18 protein-coding genes are annotated in these 17092 nt (G+C 47.8%); 13 read left to right on the forward strand and 5 right to left on the reverse strand.

The window, feature by feature from the left end:
- Positions 1-18 precede the first annotated feature (18 nt).
- On the forward strand, positions 19-696 hold the full coding sequence (locus tag G9G53_RS14595; protein ID WP_023990146.1) for a potassium channel family protein: 678 nt from the start codon (positions 19-21) through the stop codon (positions 694-696).
- 5 nt (positions 697-701) lie between these two features.
- Here the strand turns inward: G9G53_RS14595 and G9G53_RS14600 are convergent, their stop codons facing one another.
- The gene (locus tag G9G53_RS14600) at positions 702-1607 is read right to left on the reverse strand and encodes a LysR family transcriptional regulator (protein ID WP_165148546.1); all 906 of its coding nucleotides are present in this window, start codon (positions 1605-1607) and stop codon (positions 702-704) included.
- A gap of 226 nt (positions 1608-1833) precedes the next feature.
- Between G9G53_RS14600 and G9G53_RS14605 the strand changes: the two genes are divergently transcribed.
- The 7 genes from G9G53_RS14605 (at position 1834) to G9G53_RS14635 (ending at position 8632) form a co-directional block, all read left to right on the forward strand.
- On the forward strand, positions 1834-2508 hold the full coding sequence (locus G9G53_RS14605; RefSeq protein ID WP_025724031.1) for a succinate dehydrogenase cytochrome b558 subunit: 675 nt from the start codon (positions 1834-1836) through the stop codon (positions 2506-2508).
- A gap of 94 nt (positions 2509-2602) precedes the next feature.
- Positions 2603-4348 (forward strand): succinate dehydrogenase flavoprotein subunit, encoded by a 1746-nt coding sequence (gene sdhA, locus G9G53_RS14610; RefSeq protein ID WP_165148549.1) that lies wholly within the window; start codon positions 2603-2605, stop codon positions 4346-4348.
- A gap of 19 nt (positions 4349-4367) precedes the next feature.
- Positions 4368-5135, forward strand: a complete 768-nt coding sequence (gene sdhB / locus G9G53_RS14615; protein ID WP_013311795.1) for a succinate dehydrogenase iron-sulfur subunit — start codon at positions 4368-4370, stop codon at positions 5133-5135.
- Positions 5136-5306: 171 nt separating this feature from the next.
- Positions 5307-6116, forward strand: a complete 810-nt coding sequence (locus G9G53_RS14620) for an aminoglycoside N(3)-acetyltransferase (protein ID WP_165148552.1) — start codon at positions 5307-5309, stop codon at positions 6114-6116.
- A 65-nt stretch (positions 6117-6181) separates the two neighbouring features.
- Positions 6182-7126, forward strand: coding sequence for a metallophosphoesterase (locus G9G53_RS14625; RefSeq protein WP_165148555.1), 945 nt, complete (start codon positions 6182-6184; stop codon positions 7124-7126).
- 105 nt (positions 7127-7231) lie between these two features.
- Complete coding sequence (locus tag G9G53_RS14630; protein ID WP_165148558.1) at positions 7232-7972, forward strand: metallophosphoesterase family protein; 741 nt, start codon at positions 7232-7234, stop codon at positions 7970-7972.
- Positions 7973-8023: 51 nt separating this feature from the next.
- Positions 8024-8632, forward strand: coding sequence for a GNAT family N-acetyltransferase (locus G9G53_RS14635; protein ID WP_165148561.1), 609 nt, complete (start codon positions 8024-8026; stop codon positions 8630-8632).
- Between the two features lie 353 nt (positions 8633-8985).
- Here G9G53_RS14635 and G9G53_RS14640 read toward each other — a convergent pair whose 3' ends face one another.
- Positions 8986-9864, reverse strand: a complete 879-nt coding sequence (locus tag G9G53_RS14640) for an NAD(P)H-binding protein (RefSeq protein ID WP_165148564.1) — start codon at positions 9862-9864, stop codon at positions 8986-8988.
- 263 nt (positions 9865-10127) lie between these two features.
- Here G9G53_RS14640 and G9G53_RS14645 point away from each other — a divergent pair, with 263 nt between their 5' ends.
- Positions 10128-10400, forward strand: coding sequence for an alpha/beta fold hydrolase (locus G9G53_RS14645; protein ID WP_238437842.1), 273 nt, complete (start codon positions 10128-10130; stop codon positions 10398-10400).
- A 37-nt stretch (positions 10401-10437) separates the two neighbouring features.
- On the opposite strand, the gene G9G53_RS14650 is transcribed toward G9G53_RS14645, so the two are convergent.
- The 3 genes from G9G53_RS14650 to G9G53_RS14660 all read right to left on the reverse strand — a co-directional run bounded on the left by G9G53_RS14650 (position 10438) and on the right by G9G53_RS14660 (position 13106).
- Positions 10438-11178 carry a GTP pyrophosphokinase gene (locus G9G53_RS14650; protein WP_165148567.1) on the reverse strand — a complete coding sequence of 247 codons (741 nt, stop codon included), beginning with the start codon at positions 11176-11178 and terminating at the stop codon, positions 10438-10440.
- Between the two features lie 155 nt (positions 11179-11333).
- Complete coding sequence (locus G9G53_RS14655) at positions 11334-12143, reverse strand: histidinol-phosphatase (RefSeq protein ID WP_029518259.1); 810 nt, start codon at positions 12141-12143, stop codon at positions 11334-11336.
- Positions 12144-12203: 60 nt separating this feature from the next.
- Positions 12204-13106 carry a LysR family transcriptional regulator gene (locus G9G53_RS14660; protein ID WP_023990132.1) on the reverse strand — a complete coding sequence of 301 codons (903 nt, stop codon included), beginning with the start codon at positions 13104-13106 and terminating at the stop codon, positions 12204-12206.
- Positions 13107-13535: 429 nt separating this feature from the next.
- Between G9G53_RS14660 and G9G53_RS14665 the strand changes: the two genes are divergently transcribed.
- The 4 genes from G9G53_RS14665 (at position 13536) to G9G53_RS14680 (ending at position 17092) form a co-directional block, all read left to right on the forward strand.
- Positions 13536-13994: a chemotaxis protein CheX gene (locus G9G53_RS14665; protein ID WP_029518260.1), complete on the forward strand. Its 459-nt coding sequence runs from the start codon at positions 13536-13538 to the stop codon at positions 13992-13994.
- 39 nt (positions 13995-14033) lie between these two features.
- Complete coding sequence (locus G9G53_RS14670; protein WP_029518261.1) at positions 14034-14813, forward strand: SDR family NAD(P)-dependent oxidoreductase; 780 nt, start codon at positions 14034-14036, stop codon at positions 14811-14813.
- 122 nt (positions 14814-14935) lie between these two features.
- The gene (locus G9G53_RS14675; RefSeq protein WP_029518262.1) at positions 14936-16327 is read left to right on the forward strand and encodes a DEAD/DEAH box helicase; all 1392 of its coding nucleotides are present in this window, start codon (positions 14936-14938) and stop codon (positions 16325-16327) included.
- A gap of 18 nt (positions 16328-16345) precedes the next feature.
- Positions 16346-17092 carry an ABC transporter ATP-binding protein gene (locus tag G9G53_RS14680; RefSeq protein ID WP_013311782.1) on the forward strand — a complete coding sequence of 249 codons (747 nt, stop codon included), beginning with the start codon at positions 16346-16348 and terminating at the stop codon, positions 17090-17092.

Here is a 17092-nt window from a genome sequence, read left to right on the forward strand (position 1 = left end):
GGGAGTTTTCGAGTAGACATGAAAACGCAGCAGTTTGTAGTTATTGGCTTGGGGCGGTTTGGCTCAAGCCTAGCTTTGCAATTGGTGGATATGGGGTGCGAGGTGCTAGGCATTGACCGGAATGAGGATGTTGTGGACAGTATGAGTGAGATGTTGACACATACTGTCGTGGCGGACGCTACCGATGAAGACTCATTGCGATCACTGGGCATCCGTAATTTCGATTGCGGCATTGTTGCTATTGGTGATGACATCCAGGTAAGCATCCTGACCGCCATTTTGCTGAAGGAGCTGGGTGTGAAAAAGGTCGTAGCCAAAGCCATATCTGTGCTGCACGGGCGTGCGTTAGAAAAGCTCGGTGTGGATCGGATTATTTATCCAGAACGGGACATGGGTATCCGTGTGGCTCACCAGCTAGTCACGCCTAATTTGCTCGATTATTTGGAGTTGTCTAAGGAATACAGTATTGTGGAACTCAATGTACCTGCATGTCTGAACGGCAAAACGCTTGCAGAACTAAATGCTCGCACCCGCTTTGGCTGTAGTGTCGTGGCGCTTCATACGGCGAACGGTATCTTGATCGCACCGACGGCTATGGATCGGCTAAAAGCAGACGATATTATGGTCATCATCGGCTCAAATGACAATATCGGCCGCTTTGAGGATGAGGTTGTTAATGTCAATGAAGAGGGCTAAACTCTCTACACCATACGATAGCCTGCAAACGACGCACGTGTCTCGCTAATCCAGCGTCGTGCTGTCGGACCGAGATCGGTCGTCTCCGAGTAAATGAGGGAGGTCGTTCGGCGTGTCTCCTTCAAATCGGGCAAGTACAATGCAGTGAGTCCATTATCCCTCAGCAGTTCGCTACGCAAATAGGATTTGGGTAGCAAGGCGGAAGCCTTACAGGTTGGAAGCAGGCGTACAATCGCCTCGAAGGAGTCGATTTCCATGCGGATATCCGGCATGATGCCGCTGCGCTGGAACAAGTCATCCGTCAGACTGCGGTACCAGGTTCCTTTGGAGAAAATAATCATCGGCAATCCTTGCAGATCTTTCATCGAGGCCGTTCCTGTCTTAACGGTTAATTCATGTCCAATGGGAACAACGAGCTCCAAATGATCGTCAAATAGCGGAATGCAACGCAGTCCGACTTCATGAATGGCAGACCCGACAATACCGGCGTCTGCTTTTTTGTCACGTACAAAGGCGACGATTTCATGGGTTTTACCGGTGAGCAGCTTCAGCTCGGTTTGAGGATGCTTGCTCATAAAAGCTTCGACAAGGGTAGGCAGCGTTGTCTGGAGTGTCGTGAGACTTGCGCCGAGTGTAAGCATACTCTGGGCTTCATTTTTGTGCTGGGAGAGCTTTTGTAAGAAGCGAAGCTGTCGTTGCCGTTGCTCTAGTGCGAATGTATAAACAAATCGGCCAGTGGACGTAATTTCGAGCCGTTTGCCCCGACGATCAAAGAGATTCACACCCAGCTCGTCCTCCAGCTTGGCAATTTTGCGGGACAGGGCGGGTTGGGACAGATTCAGCAGTTTGGAGGCTTTATTCAGGCTGGACTGCTCGACAATGACGGCAAAAGCGTTCAAATCCTCAAACAAATCATCCACTTCCTCTCTATATGCAAAAAAGACATAATAATTAATACGTATATTGCAATTCCATTATAAGCCGAAAAGGAGTAACATGAAAGCGACACAAGATGTTCACACTTTTGTTTTTCCTTATAAGGGACACCTTGTTGGACATTTCCTGTCGGGAACTGTCAATTTATATGTTATATTACTATTGAAAACGCTATTATTGGGAGAAGGGAGCATGACCTAGATGAGAGGATTTTATTCCAGAAAGCTGCATTCGCTTCTTGGCGTCATTCCGTTGGCTCTATTTTTTGTTGAGCATTTGGTGACGAACTTCACAGCGGTGGAGGGCGGCAAGGAAGGATTTAACCGCAGCGTGGCCTTCCTGAATGGTTTGCCGCTGGTTATTGTACTAGAAACGTTATTCATCTACTTGCCATTACTGTTCCACGGAATTTATGGCTTGTATATCGCTTATCAAGCTGATCCGAATGTCAAAAGGTTCGGCTATTCACGTAACTGGCGCTTTCTGTTCCAGCGTATTTCCGGCGTCATTACGTTTGTATTTATTATCTGGCACGTATACGACACACGCTTTCAGGTGGCTCTGGGTAATGTAACTCATGAGGAGCTAGGCGGGGTCATGCATGGCATCGTGACGAACCCGGTTTATTTCATTTTGTATCTAATCAGTGTCGTTTCGGCATCCTTTCACTTTGCTAACGGACTGTGGGCATTTATGGTCAGTTGGGGGATTACCGTGGGACCACGTGCGCAAAAAGTATCTTCTTATATCTGTATGACCCTGTTCGTGGTGGTGTCTATCGGCTTCATCGCTTCCCTGCTTGCATTCCGCAGCGCGGAATTTCAGGAAATAGCAACTGCCTTGGTGCAATGCAGTACTTTTAAACAACTACTGTAAATGAGTCATATCCATTATACATTGTGTTGAAATTCTATTTTCAAACGTAAAAGGGGATTTGGTTAAAAATCCTGAAAAAAAGGAGTGAGCAGAAATGGCAGCATCCAACATTATTGTCGTGGGCGGCGGTCTGGCAGGTCTAATGGCTACGATCAAGGCGGCAGAGGCGGGAGTTCACGTTCATTTATTTTCTTTGGTTCCGGTCAAAAGGTCCCACTCCGTCTGTGCTCAAGGTGGCATCAATGGTGCGGTAAATACCAAGGGTGAGGGAGACTCCCCCTGGATTCACTTTGATGATTCGGTCTATGGCGGGGATTTTCTGGCCAACCAGCCTCCGGTAAAAGCGATGTGCGAAGCGGCGCCGGGGATCATTCATCTCATGGACCGCATGGGCGTCATGTTTAACCGGACACCGGAAGGACTGCTGGACTTCCGCCGCTTCGGCGGTACCCAGCATCATCGGACCGCCTTTGCTGGTGCGACGACAGGACAGCAGCTTCTGTACGCTCTCGATGAGCAGGTACGGCGCTGGGAATCTGCGGGTTTGGTGACCAAGTATGAAAACTGGGAGTTTTTACAGGCTGTACTGGATGATGAAGGCATCTGTCGAGGGATTTGCGGGCAGGATTTGCGTACGATGGAAGTGAAGACTTTTGCGGCGGATGCAGTTATTTTGGCATCTGGTGGGCCCGGGATTATTTTCGGTAAAACCACGAATTCCGTCATTAATACGGGCACAGCTGCCGGTGCGGTGTATCAGCAAGGCGTACGCTATGCGAACGGTGAGTTTATCCAGATTCATCCGACGGCTATACCAGGTGATGACAAGCTGCGTCTCATGTCCGAGTCGGCACGGGGAGAGGGCGGTCGTATTTGGACGTATAAGGACGGTAAGCCATGGTATTTCCTTGAAGAAAAGTATCCGGCTTACGGGAATCTGGTTCCTCGCGATATTGCGACACGTGAAATATTCAGTGTATGCGTTGATGATGGACTGGGTATTAATGGCGAGAACATGGTCTACCTCGATCTGTCCCACAAGGACCCGAAAGAGCTGGATGTAAAGCTGGGCGGCATTATTGAAATTTATGAAAAATTCGTCGGTGACGATCCGCGCAAAATCCCGATGAAAATATTCCCGGCTGTTCATTATTCAATGGGCGGCATGTGGGTCGATTACAATCAGATGACGAATATACCGGGCCTGTTCGCGGCTGGTGAATGTGAATTCCAGTATCATGGAGCGAACCGTTTGGGCGCGAACTCGTTGCTGTCAGCCATTTACGGTGGGATGGTGGCTGGACCTAAGGCTGTGGAATATATCAAAGGCTTGAAAAAATCTGCACAGGATGTAGCTTCCTCTGTATTCGATGCGGCAGTTCATCAGCAGACGGAGAAGTATGAGCGTATTTTGCATATGGATGGAAAAGAAAATGCTTATGTTCTTCATAAAGAGCTGGGCGAGTGGATGACGAACAACATGACTGTGGTTCGTTATAATGACAAGCTGGAAGCTACGATCCACAAGATCAAGGAGCTGAAGGAGCGTTACTCTAACATTAACATCAATGACGCTTCGCGCTGGAACAATGCGGGTGCGGCGTTTACACGGCAACTGTGGAATATGATGGAGCTGGCTGAAGCGATGACCAAAGGTGCGCTACTGCGCAACGAAAGCCGCGGGGCCCATTACAAACCAGACTTCCCGGATCGCAACGATGAGGATTTCCTGAAAACGACGATTGCGGACTGGACACCGGAAGGACCACAAATCTCGTATGAAGCGGTGGATGTTTCGCTGATCAAGCCGCGTATTCGGGATTATTCCAAGAACAAATAACGGAAGGGAGTGTATTTAGATGTCGGAGCAAGCAGTGAAGTCGAATAAAACAGTGAAGTTCGTTGTGACCCGTCAAGCTGATCCTAAAGCCAGTCCCTATACGGAAGAATTCGAATTGGCTTATCGTCCGGGGATGAATGTGATTAGCGCGCTGATGGAAATTCAGCGTAATCCGGTGGACAGCCACGGTAAAGAGACGGCCCCGGTATGCTGGGAGTCGAATTGCCTGGAGGAAGTATGCGGAGCATGCTCCATGGTGATTAACGGCAAGCCGCGTCAGGCTTGTGCGGCGCTCGTCGATAAGCTGGAGCAGCCGATTACGATTGCACCGATGAGCACGTTCCCGGTAGTACGGGATTTGGTCATTGACCGCAGCCGGATGTTTAATGCGCTCAAGAAGGTCAAAGCGTGGATTCCGATTGACGGTACTTATGATCTGGGCCCTGGTCCTAGGATGGCAGAGAAGAAGCGTCAGTGGGCGTATGAGCTGTCCAAGTGCATGACCTGCGGTGTCTGTCTGGAAGCTTGCCCGAACGTCAACGAGAAGACGACGTTCATCGGACCTGCGGCGATATCTCAGGTTCGCCTGTTTAACAGCCATCCGACAGGGGAAATGAATCAGGAAGAGCGGCTGGAGGCGTTGATGACGGACGATGGGCTGGAAGGATGCGGGAACTCGCAAAACTGTGTACGCTCTTGCCCGAAAGGCATTCCGTTGACCACTTCTATTGCCGAAATGAACAAGGAAACGACCAAGCATATGTTCAAGCGCTGGCTGACTGTATAGCACCAGACAGCAAATAGGTTATGCCCAAACAGGCTTTTTCTCAAACTGGAGAAAGCCTGTTTTTTGCGCTCAGGAATGATGGAGGGTAACATGGAGGAAGGAGCGTGAGATAGCAGTTATGGTATAATTAAGGTATTGTGTATCGTTTTTGGAGAAAAGGAGGCTGGACAGGTGACTGTGCAACCGATAACGAATCGACCTGTCACTAGGTCGGATGTAATGAAGGGATTAAAGGATCTGGGAGTTCGGAGCGGCATGACATTGCTTGTTCACTCGTCGATGCGCAGCTTTGGACGCTTTGTTCCAGGCGGGGCCTCGGCCATTCTTGCCGCACTAACCGAAGCAGTTGGCCCGGAAGGGACGCTGGTGATGCCGACACAGTCTCATGACTTGACTGATCCCTCGACTTGGATGAACCCACCTCTGGATAAGTCATGGTGGGAACTGGTACGCGAGGAAATGCCCGCTTATGATCCAGCCTGGGCGCTGACCGGAGGGATGGGCGTCATTGTAGAAACGTTCCGTGGTCTGCCAGGAACCAAGCGCAGCGGGCATCCGCATGTTTCTCTGGCGGCACGTGGACCTGCTGCTTCAGACTTGCTGGAAACGCATGGGCTTGATTTTGGGCTGGGTGAGCATTCGCCCTTGGCAAAGCTGTATGAGGCAGATGCCTATGTACTGCTGTTGGGCTGCGGACATGACAGCAACACGTCCTTGCATTTGGCGGAATATCGAACAGCCTATAATGGACGAGAAGTGATCACGCATCAAGCTCCTATGATGGTGGATGGAGAAAAAGTGTGGGTAACTTTTCAGGATTTTAATATTACCTCAGATGACTTTGAGAAGCTGGGACTTGATTTTGAACGGGACTGTCCCTCAGCCTTTACGCGAGTGAACATTGGAGAGGCTTCATGTTTTTTCGCGAGGCAACGTGATTTGGTAGACTATGCGGAGCAGTGGTTGTCCATCCATCGCTAAAGCTTCTGAACAGTAAGAATTTCTAAAAAGTGAGATCAAGAAATAGATCGCAAGGGGGAACGCATATGGAGAAGACGCCGCACACCCGCCGCGAGAGTCAGGATGGCCCGCATCAGGGGACCGCTATCCCTCCCGGTTCTTCGCGGCGTTCCATTTCAAATGAACCAGCCAATCCTTCGCGCCGCCATTTTTTGAAAAAAGCGGCTTTAGCCACAGCCGGAACCGCGCTTCTGGCTGGAGGATATGCTTCCTTATGGGAGCCTAATCATTTGGAAATTACACGCTTCAACTTGTCTCTCCCTCGTCTTCCGTCTGCTTTTGACGGAATCAGGGTCGTACATTTCAGTGATGTGCACTTGGGCTTTCACATGGATGAGCAGGATCTGCGTGAGCTTGCGGACCGGATAGCAGGTCTGAAGCCAGATTTGCTCTGTTTTACAGGCGATATTGTAGATGACTATGCCGTATCCATGAAGGCTGCTGTTCCAGTTATGGCTTCGATGTACGCCACACTTGGCAAATTTGCTATTCTGGGCAATCATGATTATAGAGGCTTACCAGCCGGAGTTCAGGAATTATATCCGAAAACCGGATTTACGTTGCTGAGAAACGAGCATGCGATTATAGAGCGCGCGGGGCAGCGTGTAGCCATGGTCGGTTTAGAGGATAACATTATGGGCAAGCCCAATCCGCAGCGTGCCATCCACGGGCTACCTGATGAGATGTGCAAGTTGCTGCTGATGCATGAGCCGGACTATGCAGATGTAGCGGCGCAAATGTCCTTTGATCTTCAACTGTCGGGGCATACGCATGGAGGACAGGTACGCTTGCCGGTCATTGGAGCACCAATGCCGCCTCCGGGTGGACGCAAGTACATCCAGGGATTATTTCATGTGGGAACAGAGAGAATGCCGCTGTATGTCAGCCGAGGCATTGGCATGACACATCTGCCGATTCGCGTACTGTGCAGACCGGAGCTTAGCGTCATTACGCTAAAGTCCGGCCAATAGGCCATGATCTTTTTTTCATCTTTATCATATATGTTGGAACTACATAAAGATGGCTTGAATGTAGTGTAGAGATGTAGCCGTTTCGGACAAAGGAGTGAGGTTCAGATGGATCGTATTGCTGTCATTTCAGATATTCATGGCAATTGGCCTGCCTGTGAGGCGGTGCTGGAGGATATTGCTTCCCGAGGCATTAGCCGTGTGTTTTGTTTGGGGGATCTGATCGGCAAAGGGCCTAGCCCGTGCGAGGTTCTGGATGCTGTCCGTCAACGTTGTGAAGTGGTCGTGCGGGGGAATTGGGATGAGCTGGTTAGTATTACGGATGATCTCAATTTTAGCTGGCAAGCCGAACGCTTGGGGGCAGAACGAGTGCAGTATTTGGCACAGTTACCGTTTTATTATGATTTCAGAATGAGCGGACGCCGTATCCGTCTGGTGCATGCCTCGCCGCAAAGTGTATATCACCGTGTGCAGCCATGGGATGAGCCGGAAAAACGGCTTGCCATGTTCGATCCGTTAGCAGAAGAAAATGGAAAAGTTGCTTTTGCTCCAGATGTTGTGGGATATGGTGATGTGCACAATGCTTTTATCCAGCATTTTCAGGGAAAAACACTTTTTAACGTCGGCAGTGTCGGGAATCCGTTGGATGTTACACAGGCTTCCTACTGCATTTTAGAGGGGGAGATGGGAGAGGAGCAGCCTACGTCCTTCTCCATTCATTTTGTACGTGTACCTTATGATATAGAACTGGCGGTAAAACAAGCGGAGGAAGCTGCTGTTCCTTCTTTGCCGTATTATATTCGAGAGCTGCGTACAGGAATTTACCGCGGGATTCAGGACCTGGATTAAGTATGGAAACATTCATTTCTAAAAGCCAATCCATCCGCAGGAGGGAACATTGTGCTGACCAGAGAAATGCTTCGTCTTGGGCTACCGGAGCTTTACACCCGCCGAGTCCGATTGCGCCAGCTAAGAACGGAGGATTATCCCGCGCTGGAACGGATCCTATCCGATCCATTGGTGATCCAATATGTGAATCGAATTCGCAAACCAGTCTATACACGAATGCGGCGTCTGGTTGCGCAAATTAAAATATCTTCTGATTCACTAGATTCCCTGCATTTTGCGGTGGAATGGCATCCGAGAAATACAGGAGAAAGCAATCTACTTAGTGAATCCAATGAGCTTACTTCTTCACCGTTGCTCGGTATCGTCTCTTTTCAGCAATGGAATGAAAGAACGGGTGAGGCACAACTGGGCTATATTCTGGATCGTCCTTTTTGGGGACAGGGGCTGGCTACAGAAGTGGTAGGAGAAATGCTGAATTTTGGTTTCGGATCTTTGAAGCTCAAGCGGATCGAAAGTCATTGCCAAGAGGATAATCAGGCTTCCATGCGCGTGCTTATTAAAAATAAGATGCGCCTGCTACGTACAATTGGTGCTTATGATCCCTCAGGAGAGGTGCCGAGTGTATTGGTATTTTCGATGACCCAAGGGGATTATGCGTAGAAATGGCAGTGGAATATTTTGTTACAAAGATGAAATATAACTGCAAAGCAACTCTAACACAGGACGGGTACAATACAGACATGACCCCCTTTTGAATAATATATGTTGCTGGGCCCGACGATTCGGGTCCTCTTTTTTTGTTATCCTATAGTAGGGCCTTCTCTATTTCTGCGGAAGCGAGTAGCCTTCTTGCCTTGGCTGTGCTCAGTTATATTTCAATTTGTTACAAAAATGAAATATAACTGCAAAGTTACTTTAACATAGAGTGGGTACAACATAAACATGACCCCCTTTGAATCATATATATATATTGCTGGGACCCGGAGCTTCGGGTCCCCTTTTTTTTATGATTTTTAGGAACGGGTCAGGCTGGTTATCAGCTCTGGAAGCCATTCATTTAGGGAGAGAAATGAGTACCCCTCTGACTGGGCTTTGGACGTATCCATGTACCACGATTGTGTAATACCAAATGGAGACATGTGCTCGTCTGCTGTTTTTTCTTTCATCACAGCTTGTTTTCCAGTTACCTGCTCAATGATCGAAATGATATCCCCAATCCTCACTGTACCGTCGGAGCAAGCATTTACAGGCCCTGTTAAAGGAGTGTGACCAAGCCAAAACAGAAAATCTGCGGCTTCATCGGAACGAATAAATGAGATTTGTGCTGCGGCATTAGGTACTCCGATTTCTGTTCCTTCACGAACATGCTCGATATGAAAATGAAGTCTTTTCGTATAATCGTCTGTCCCCAATACAATTGGAAAACGAACAGCAACTACAGGAAATGTAGCTTGCTGCATAAAAACTGCTTCTGCCTGCCGTTTAGCCTCCTGATATGTAAAATCGTCCTTCCCGCCCTTGCGAACCGGGTAAGCCTGAGGGTCAAAGATGCTCTCTGTCAGCACTTCCGGGCTCGAATCATAGACGGATAGGCTGGAGATCACAATATACCTCTTGGCTATAGCATCAAAAATGCGGCAGGCTTCGCTTGCTTCATCTGGGGAAAAGCAAATATTATCATAAACAACGTCCCACACTTGCTCACCTACGGCCTCAGCGAGCGCTTGCGGGTCGGTACGGTCTGCACAAATCCGCTGAACGCGGTCAACAAACGAATCGCTTGCTTGGCCCCGTGTGAGGATGGTAACGGAGTTCTCGGAACTCTCTAGCAGACGTTCCACCAGTCTCTTGCCAAAAAAGCGCGTTCCACCCAGTACAAGTATCTTTTTCATACTTACATCACTCCTCCTAGAATGGTTTTCATTTATATTAAGATAGACGGACTAATGAATGTAAAAGATACAGGACGCAATGAAAAAAAGGAGGATCATATGCCATACGTAGAGATTCAGGATTTAGAAATGTATTACGAAAAAATGGGTACAGCTGCGAGGCAATGTGGCTTTATATTGTGCGGTGAAGCACCCTCAAATGTTTGCGACCGTTACGACCATAGGCTGTAGTGGAGTCGCATGTCCTGAGGGGGCAGATGAATTTGATTATGCGTCAGAGCGCACAGGATTGGCGCCAATATCCGCAATTGACACGTAGTGAGTTAAGTAGCATTACGTGCCCTGCATTATTTATCGCGGGTGAACATGACGATTTCGCCACAGAAGAGCAACTCCTGGAATTATGCTCAGGGGCCCAAGACTCACGTTATCTAATTGTTCCGGGTTGTAGTCATCGACCGCACATGCTTAGAGAGAAGCCGATCTTAATCAATGATTCTATTCTTTCATTTTTGAACAAACATGCGATTCGTTGAACCAATCATTCGCATAGCGGTGGAGCACCGCCTAATCTTACTCTCCTAGAAGCTTCAAGAAATTGGCCGGCACCGTAATTTGCTGATTATTAATCATAATCTTCCGAAGCTCCTCCATGGAGTCCTCTTCACCTCTAGCGTCTTTAATCTCCTTAATCTCACGATGCAGTCGCTCCATTTGGAGATCTAGCGCATTAGCGGAGTCTGCTGCGTTCTTTAATTCACGTGTCAGACTTTCGGGAACGGACTGGTTGTACTTATAAAATATTTTATGCTCCAGGCTGGCCCAGAAATCCATCGCAATGGTTCGAATTTGCACCTCTACGCAGACTAGCTCCTCACAATCCGACATGAATACAGGAACTTGAACCAGCAAATGCAGGCTCTGGTAACCGTTCGGCTTGGGGTTCTTGATGTAATCCTTAATTTCCAGCACCTTCAAGTCACTTTGTCTCTGAAGCATGTTACTGACATCATAAATATCAGAAATAAAAGAGCAAGTAATACGCAAGCCGGCGATATCCTTGATATGATCTTTGATAGCATCCAGCGATAACTCACTATGTTTACGAATCATTTTATTCATGATGCTCTCAGGAGATTTAAGGCGTGATTTGGTATGCTCAATAGGGCTGTAATCGTGTAATGCCTGAAATTCCTGCTTTAATATTTCAATCTTGGTTTCCATTTCGTCGAGCGCAAATTTATAGATTAGCATAAATCGCGTGATGTCATGCTTTAGCTTTTTAAATTTGTCCATAGGATCTTCCAAGTGCATATGTAATTCTCCTCACACATAGATGTCATAATCTTGCTAAGCATTCGCCTTTGCAATGGAATTATTACCTTATAAATTACAATCCCCAACAATTCCATTGCAGCAGCGTTCGTAAGATCAAATGATTTGCGGAGAGGCAATTCCCACCTTGAATTTTAAAGCGCCACAGAAATTTTACGTTTTTCTTTAAAATAGACCCATTCCCGGAAGCCGATATCCTTCAGCATTGCCTTTACTTCTTCCCAGTCATCGCCTACCCGCGAAGGTTTATGGGCATCCGAACCAAAAGTAACCTCCACACCAAAATGGTGCGCTCTTTCTAAAATAGAAGCAGACGGGTACCATCCGCCACTCAGTTTGGTTTTACCCGAAGTGTTAATTTCAATCGCCACATTGGATTCCGCAATTACCTGCAAGGTTTCATCAATGGCTTCATCAGCAGGAATGTCTGAAAAGGCTGGAAAGTTCCCCTTCATTGCGTCAATATGGCCTAAAATCTGAAACATGCCGCTTCGCGCAGATTCCTGAATGAGCGCATAGTAGGCTTGTTTGACCTCGATTTTACGAGCGTCGCTTAATTTGTTCCAACGGTTACGGTTAAAAATGCTGTCCCCTTCGACATTGTGAATCGACCCAATGAGATAATCAAATGGATAAGGAGCCAGAGTGGAACGATATAATTCAGCAAAATCAGGAAAATAATCCGTTTCCAATCCGAGGAGCACGTCAATACGGCCTTCGTATTCTTTTTTAAGCTGTTGTACCTCTTCTACGTATTCAGCAAGCTGTGATTTGGCCATATAAATTTTAGGAAAAGCCTGATCCTGTTCGCTGCCCAGGAAAGGGGAATGGTCCGAAATACCAATCGCTTGTAAGCCCGACTGAATGCCTGCTTCAATGTAATCTCGAATGTTTCCGTCTGCATGACCGCAGCGGAAATGATGGGTGTGCAGATCAAATTTCATAGCCTGTCTTCCTTTCGTAATCAGGGTTTATATTGCGTATGTTGTTCATAGCGAATTACGTTATTCAGAACTGGTGAAATTCGTCTCCGGCATCCCCTTCAGATCACTTAAAAATTGCTGCATGGCTGAGTTTAGATATCGGCCGGATTTATAAATCACTCCTACCGGATGACTAACTTCCAGCTCAGGAATATGGATCATTTTTAATGTGCCTGCACGCAGTTCAGAAGTGACCGATAGTCTGGAAATAATGGCCGCACCGAGATTAATTTCGACCATCCGTTTGACTTCCTCACTGCTGGACAACTCAATCACGACATGAGGCACGATTTGGTGCTTTTTAAATACATCGTCTACGAATTTTCGTCCCACCGTATCAGGAGAGAGCAGAATCAGCGGAATTTCCCGAAGGGCTTCAATGGTAGCATGTGGTTGTGAAGCCAGCGGATGAGTAGGAGACACGACTAGCTCAAAGGAATCGTAATACAGAACCGAAGTGCTTAAATTAGGATTACGTTCGATCAGATAGCCGATGCCAACATCAATAAGTCCGTTCTCCACCTGCTGATAAATCATGGAGGAAGCCATGGATTGAATGGAGGTTTTGATGAGAGGGAACTGATCCTGAAAGTAGGAAAGCACGCGCGGTAAAATTTGAATAGCGATGGATGTTGTGGTACCCAGCGCAATGTGACCCTGTGGTGTTTCGTTTAGATCGTACAATTTTTGTCTTAATTCCTCAACAACCTCTAATATGCGCTCGGCATGTTCCAAAAAAACAGCTCCCCGGTCGGTCAGGGTGACAGGCTGGTTGCGGTCAATCAGGATGGTTTTGAACTCATCCTCTAGACTTTTAATTTGGGCGGACACCGCCGGCTGCGTCAAATTGAGAAGTTCTCCGGCTTTGCGGAAGCTCATCGTTTTGGAAATCATGATAAGTGTTTCGAGTTGACTGATGTTCATGAAGTTCCTCCTCTCTTTTCTTAATCTTATCGCAGCTGTATAGAATGAATATTTTTAGCCAATCCATAGGTTCATATGTAAAACCGTCGTTATGCTTTATTTCATTAAATTATAGGTTATTCGAGCAGGAAGGGCAATGAATCGAAGCAGAGCACCTTAAAGTGTGGTATATTGGGAAATAAAGACTAAAGTCCTGATATCCTTCAAAAATAATCAATCTAAAACCGGTAAGAAGTAAAGATATAGGACATTATTCACATTTTTTGTGGTTTAGCTATAAAAAATTACCGGGTAGCTGTCGATAAGTGATATAGAGAGCATTTTAATGAGGATCGATTCGTTTTACAGTAATATTTAATTAAAAAATTCTAATTTAAATGGGACTTTTGTTGTGTGTCTAAAAGCCCATCGTAAAGGGGCGCTTTGATCGTGAAGGCAGAAGTGATAAATCCTTTTTTGGAGTCGGCGCGACGGGTCATTGAACAATTGATCCAAGTATCTCCTTCATCCGGAAATCTTGGTGTGAAAAATGTCGAGCTGGTGGACGACCACATCTGGATTATGATCGGGATGACCGGACAGCTTAGCGGAAATATTGTGTTCGGCCTGAATGAACAGGTGGCGCTACGTATGGTATCAGCGATGATGGGCGGATTTGTGTTGACTGAAATTGATGAGATGGGAAAAAGCGCAATTTCAGAATTGGGCAATATGATTAGTGGTAATGCCAGTACGATTTTGTCCAGTCAGGGAATTGTCGTGGATATTACGCCTCCGCAGGTCATGAAATCAGAAAACTTGACCACTTTTGTGCCTCAGCGTGCCCTTTATATTCCGCTCACGGTGGAAGGAATCGGTGAGCTGGATATTCAGGTGATGATCTCTTAATATTAAAGGAGCAAGTTTCTTTAATGTGGAGGGATGAGCGTGAGTATACTACAGGACAAGATAGTTGTGATTACAGGTGCATCTAGTGGGATTGGCGCCCTTTGCGCTCAGTTGTTAAGCGAAAAGGGCGCGATTCCTATTTTAACAGCACGCTCGCAGGAGCGACTGAAGCAAGTATCTGCGGGAATCAGCGGCAGACATGAGCTTATCCAACTGGACGTCACCCGCCAGGAGCAGGTAGAGGCTGTTGCAGCACGAGTATTGGGACAGTACGGACGGGTCGATATATTACTTAACAATGCAGGCTACGGAAAGTTTGAGTATTTTAATGAAACCGACCTGACGGAGTTTGAACAAATGATGGACGTGAACTACATGGGTGTTGTTCGCTGCATCAAGGCGTTTCTGCCACAAATGACAGAGCGGGGCCTTGGACAGATTGTCAATGTAGCATCAATGGCCGGGAAAATCGGGACAGCCAAATCGTCTTCTTACACGGCGACGAAGCATGCTTTGCTCGGTTTCAGCAATGCGCTCCGGCAAGAGCTGCGCGGGAGTGGAGTGACTGTAACGACGATTAATCCGGGGCCGATCGACACACCGTTTTTTGAGTTGGCAGATCCTTCAGGAGGATATGTTCGAAATGTAAGCTGGTTTATGCTACAACCAGATAAGGTAGCACGGCATATCGTAAGAGCGATGGAGCTTCGCAAGGAGGAGGTTAATCTGCCACGGTGGGTATCTCCTTTTCTCAAGCTGTATCAGTTAGCTCCCAGACTGACCGACAGGCTGGGTCATGGGGTGATGAATAAGAAATAAAAGATGTCCCGTAAGCCATTAGCTATGGTGAGGGACATCTTTTATTTTTGTGATTTGGTAACAGGGCTATTTTCGCATATAATGGAGAGTAACGAATTTACGTATAGGGGTTGGACCTTTTCATGACATTGAATTTTGAATCGCTCGGCGTTGAACAAGATCTGTTGGACAAACTGACTGAGCATGAAATTACACAGCCTTCGCCAGTTCAGGCAGAGGCTATACCGGAAATAATGAAGGGAAAGCATGTATTGGCGCGCTCACAAACTGGCACAGGCAAGACACTGGCTTATTTGCTGCCGCTGTTGCAAGCGATTGATCCGCAGAAAAAGGCTACGCAAAAGCTGATACTAGCTCCAAGCCAGGAACTGGCCATGCAAATTGTACGTGAGGGTCAGCGCTACGGTGAGCATCGCGGAATCCGTGTACTCGGTCTGATTGGTGGGGCGGCTATCAAACGTCAAATCGAAAAGCTCAAGGATCATCCACAGCTTGTCGTGGGCACACCAGGACGTGTACGGGAACTCATCGCTTCAAAAAAGTTGAAAATGCACAATATTACAGCCATTGTTATCGATGAGGTGGATCAGATGTTCCAGCTCGGCGGAGCAGGCGATGTAACCAATATATTGGGCACCGCCCAACGCGATCGTCAATTGGTATTCTTGTCCGCAACGCTGAACGACGAGATTCAGTCGCTGGCGAAACGGGAGATGCGTGAATACGTAGAAATTGGGATTGATCCCGACCAGAAGACGGCCAGTGGACTGGAACACTATTACTTTGTATCTGAAGAACGGGATAAGGTGGATATGCTGCGCCGTCTGGTACGTCATTTTAATCCGAGAAAAGCGCTGGTGTTCGTGAATACAACCAATGCCATCGGGGAGATTGAGGCCAAGCTCAAGCATATGGGGCTGACTACGGCATCCTTGTATGGAGATGCGGATAAAGTCACGCGTAGCAATGTGTTGGCCCGATTCCGTGAGGACAAGCTCAAAGTGCTGGTCGCTTCGGATGTGGCAGCCCGTGGTCTGGATATTGAGGGCCTTGAAATGGTTATTCATTTTGATCCGGCTACGGATAGTCAAGCTTATGTTCACCGTGCAGGACGGACAGGACGGATGGGACGCAAAGGATTGGTGGCATCGGTTGTCACTGACCGTGAAACGTTCATCATGCGTAAGTTCTCCCGTGAACTGGGCATTGACATCGCAGAGCGTGCGTTGCATGGAGGTCGAGTAGTTGTGCCGCGTCCGGCGGATGCCAAGCGTGCACCTGTAAGACCCTCCGAGGCTAGATCCTTATCTAACGGAGCATCGGCGGAGGACCGAAAGGCACCTGTTCGTGCCGAAAACGGACGTCCTGGCAGGAATTCCGCGAACGGTTCAGCTCCAGGCAAGAGCAAAGGTGCAGCCTTGTCCAAAGCAGGAAAAGCACAGCGCGAGCGTGATCGCAAAAACAAGGGTGCACCAAGATGGCTGAAGGAAAAAGGATCAAAACCGAACGAGTAAGGGAGAAGAGGGGGAGCCATGGAACAACAGCCTGTGTTGCAAATTAACGGACTGACCGGCGGATATAGCGCCAAGCGCCCGGTGTTGCATCAGATTTCGCTGGATGTGAAACCGGGCGAAATGGTAGGACTGATTGGTCTGAACGGGGCCGGGAAAAGTACGACCATGAAGCATATTTTGGGCCTGATGACACCGCAGGCCGGAGAAATTCGTGTGCAGGGGCATAAGCAGGATGAAAATCCCGAGGAATATCAGGGAGCCATTGCTTTTGTACCTGAATCTCCAGAGCTGTATCCTGAAATGACGGTGATGGAGCATATGGAATTCACGGCCAGAGCGTACGGAGTTAGCGAAGCAGATTTCCGCACACGCAGTGATCAAATGCTGGACTTGTTCCGTATGCGGGATAAAAGTGGAAGTATGTCGATGCACCTGTCTAAAGGGATGCGCCAGAAAGTGATGATTATGTGTGCATTTTTAGCGGGACCGCCGTTGTATGTCATAGATGAACCTTTTTTGGGTTTGGACCCGCTTGGTATTCGTTCCCTGCTTGACTTTATGTTAGAGATGAAGCGTTCGGGTTCGTCCATTCTACTCAGTTCTCATATTTTGTCCACGATTGAAAATTATTGCGATCGTTTCATTGTACTTCATCAGGGTGCCATCATTGCGCAGGGTACGCTGGACGAAGTGACAGCACAGGCGGGTAAGCCGGGCATGCCGCTGGAAGATGCATTTTATGAGCTGGTACAGGGCAGGGAATGA

The sequence above is a fragment of the Paenibacillus sp. EKM206P genome, assembly GCF_011066155.1.
Taxonomy (GTDB): Bacteria; Bacillota; Bacilli; order Paenibacillales; family Paenibacillaceae; genus Paenibacillus; species Paenibacillus polymyxa_D.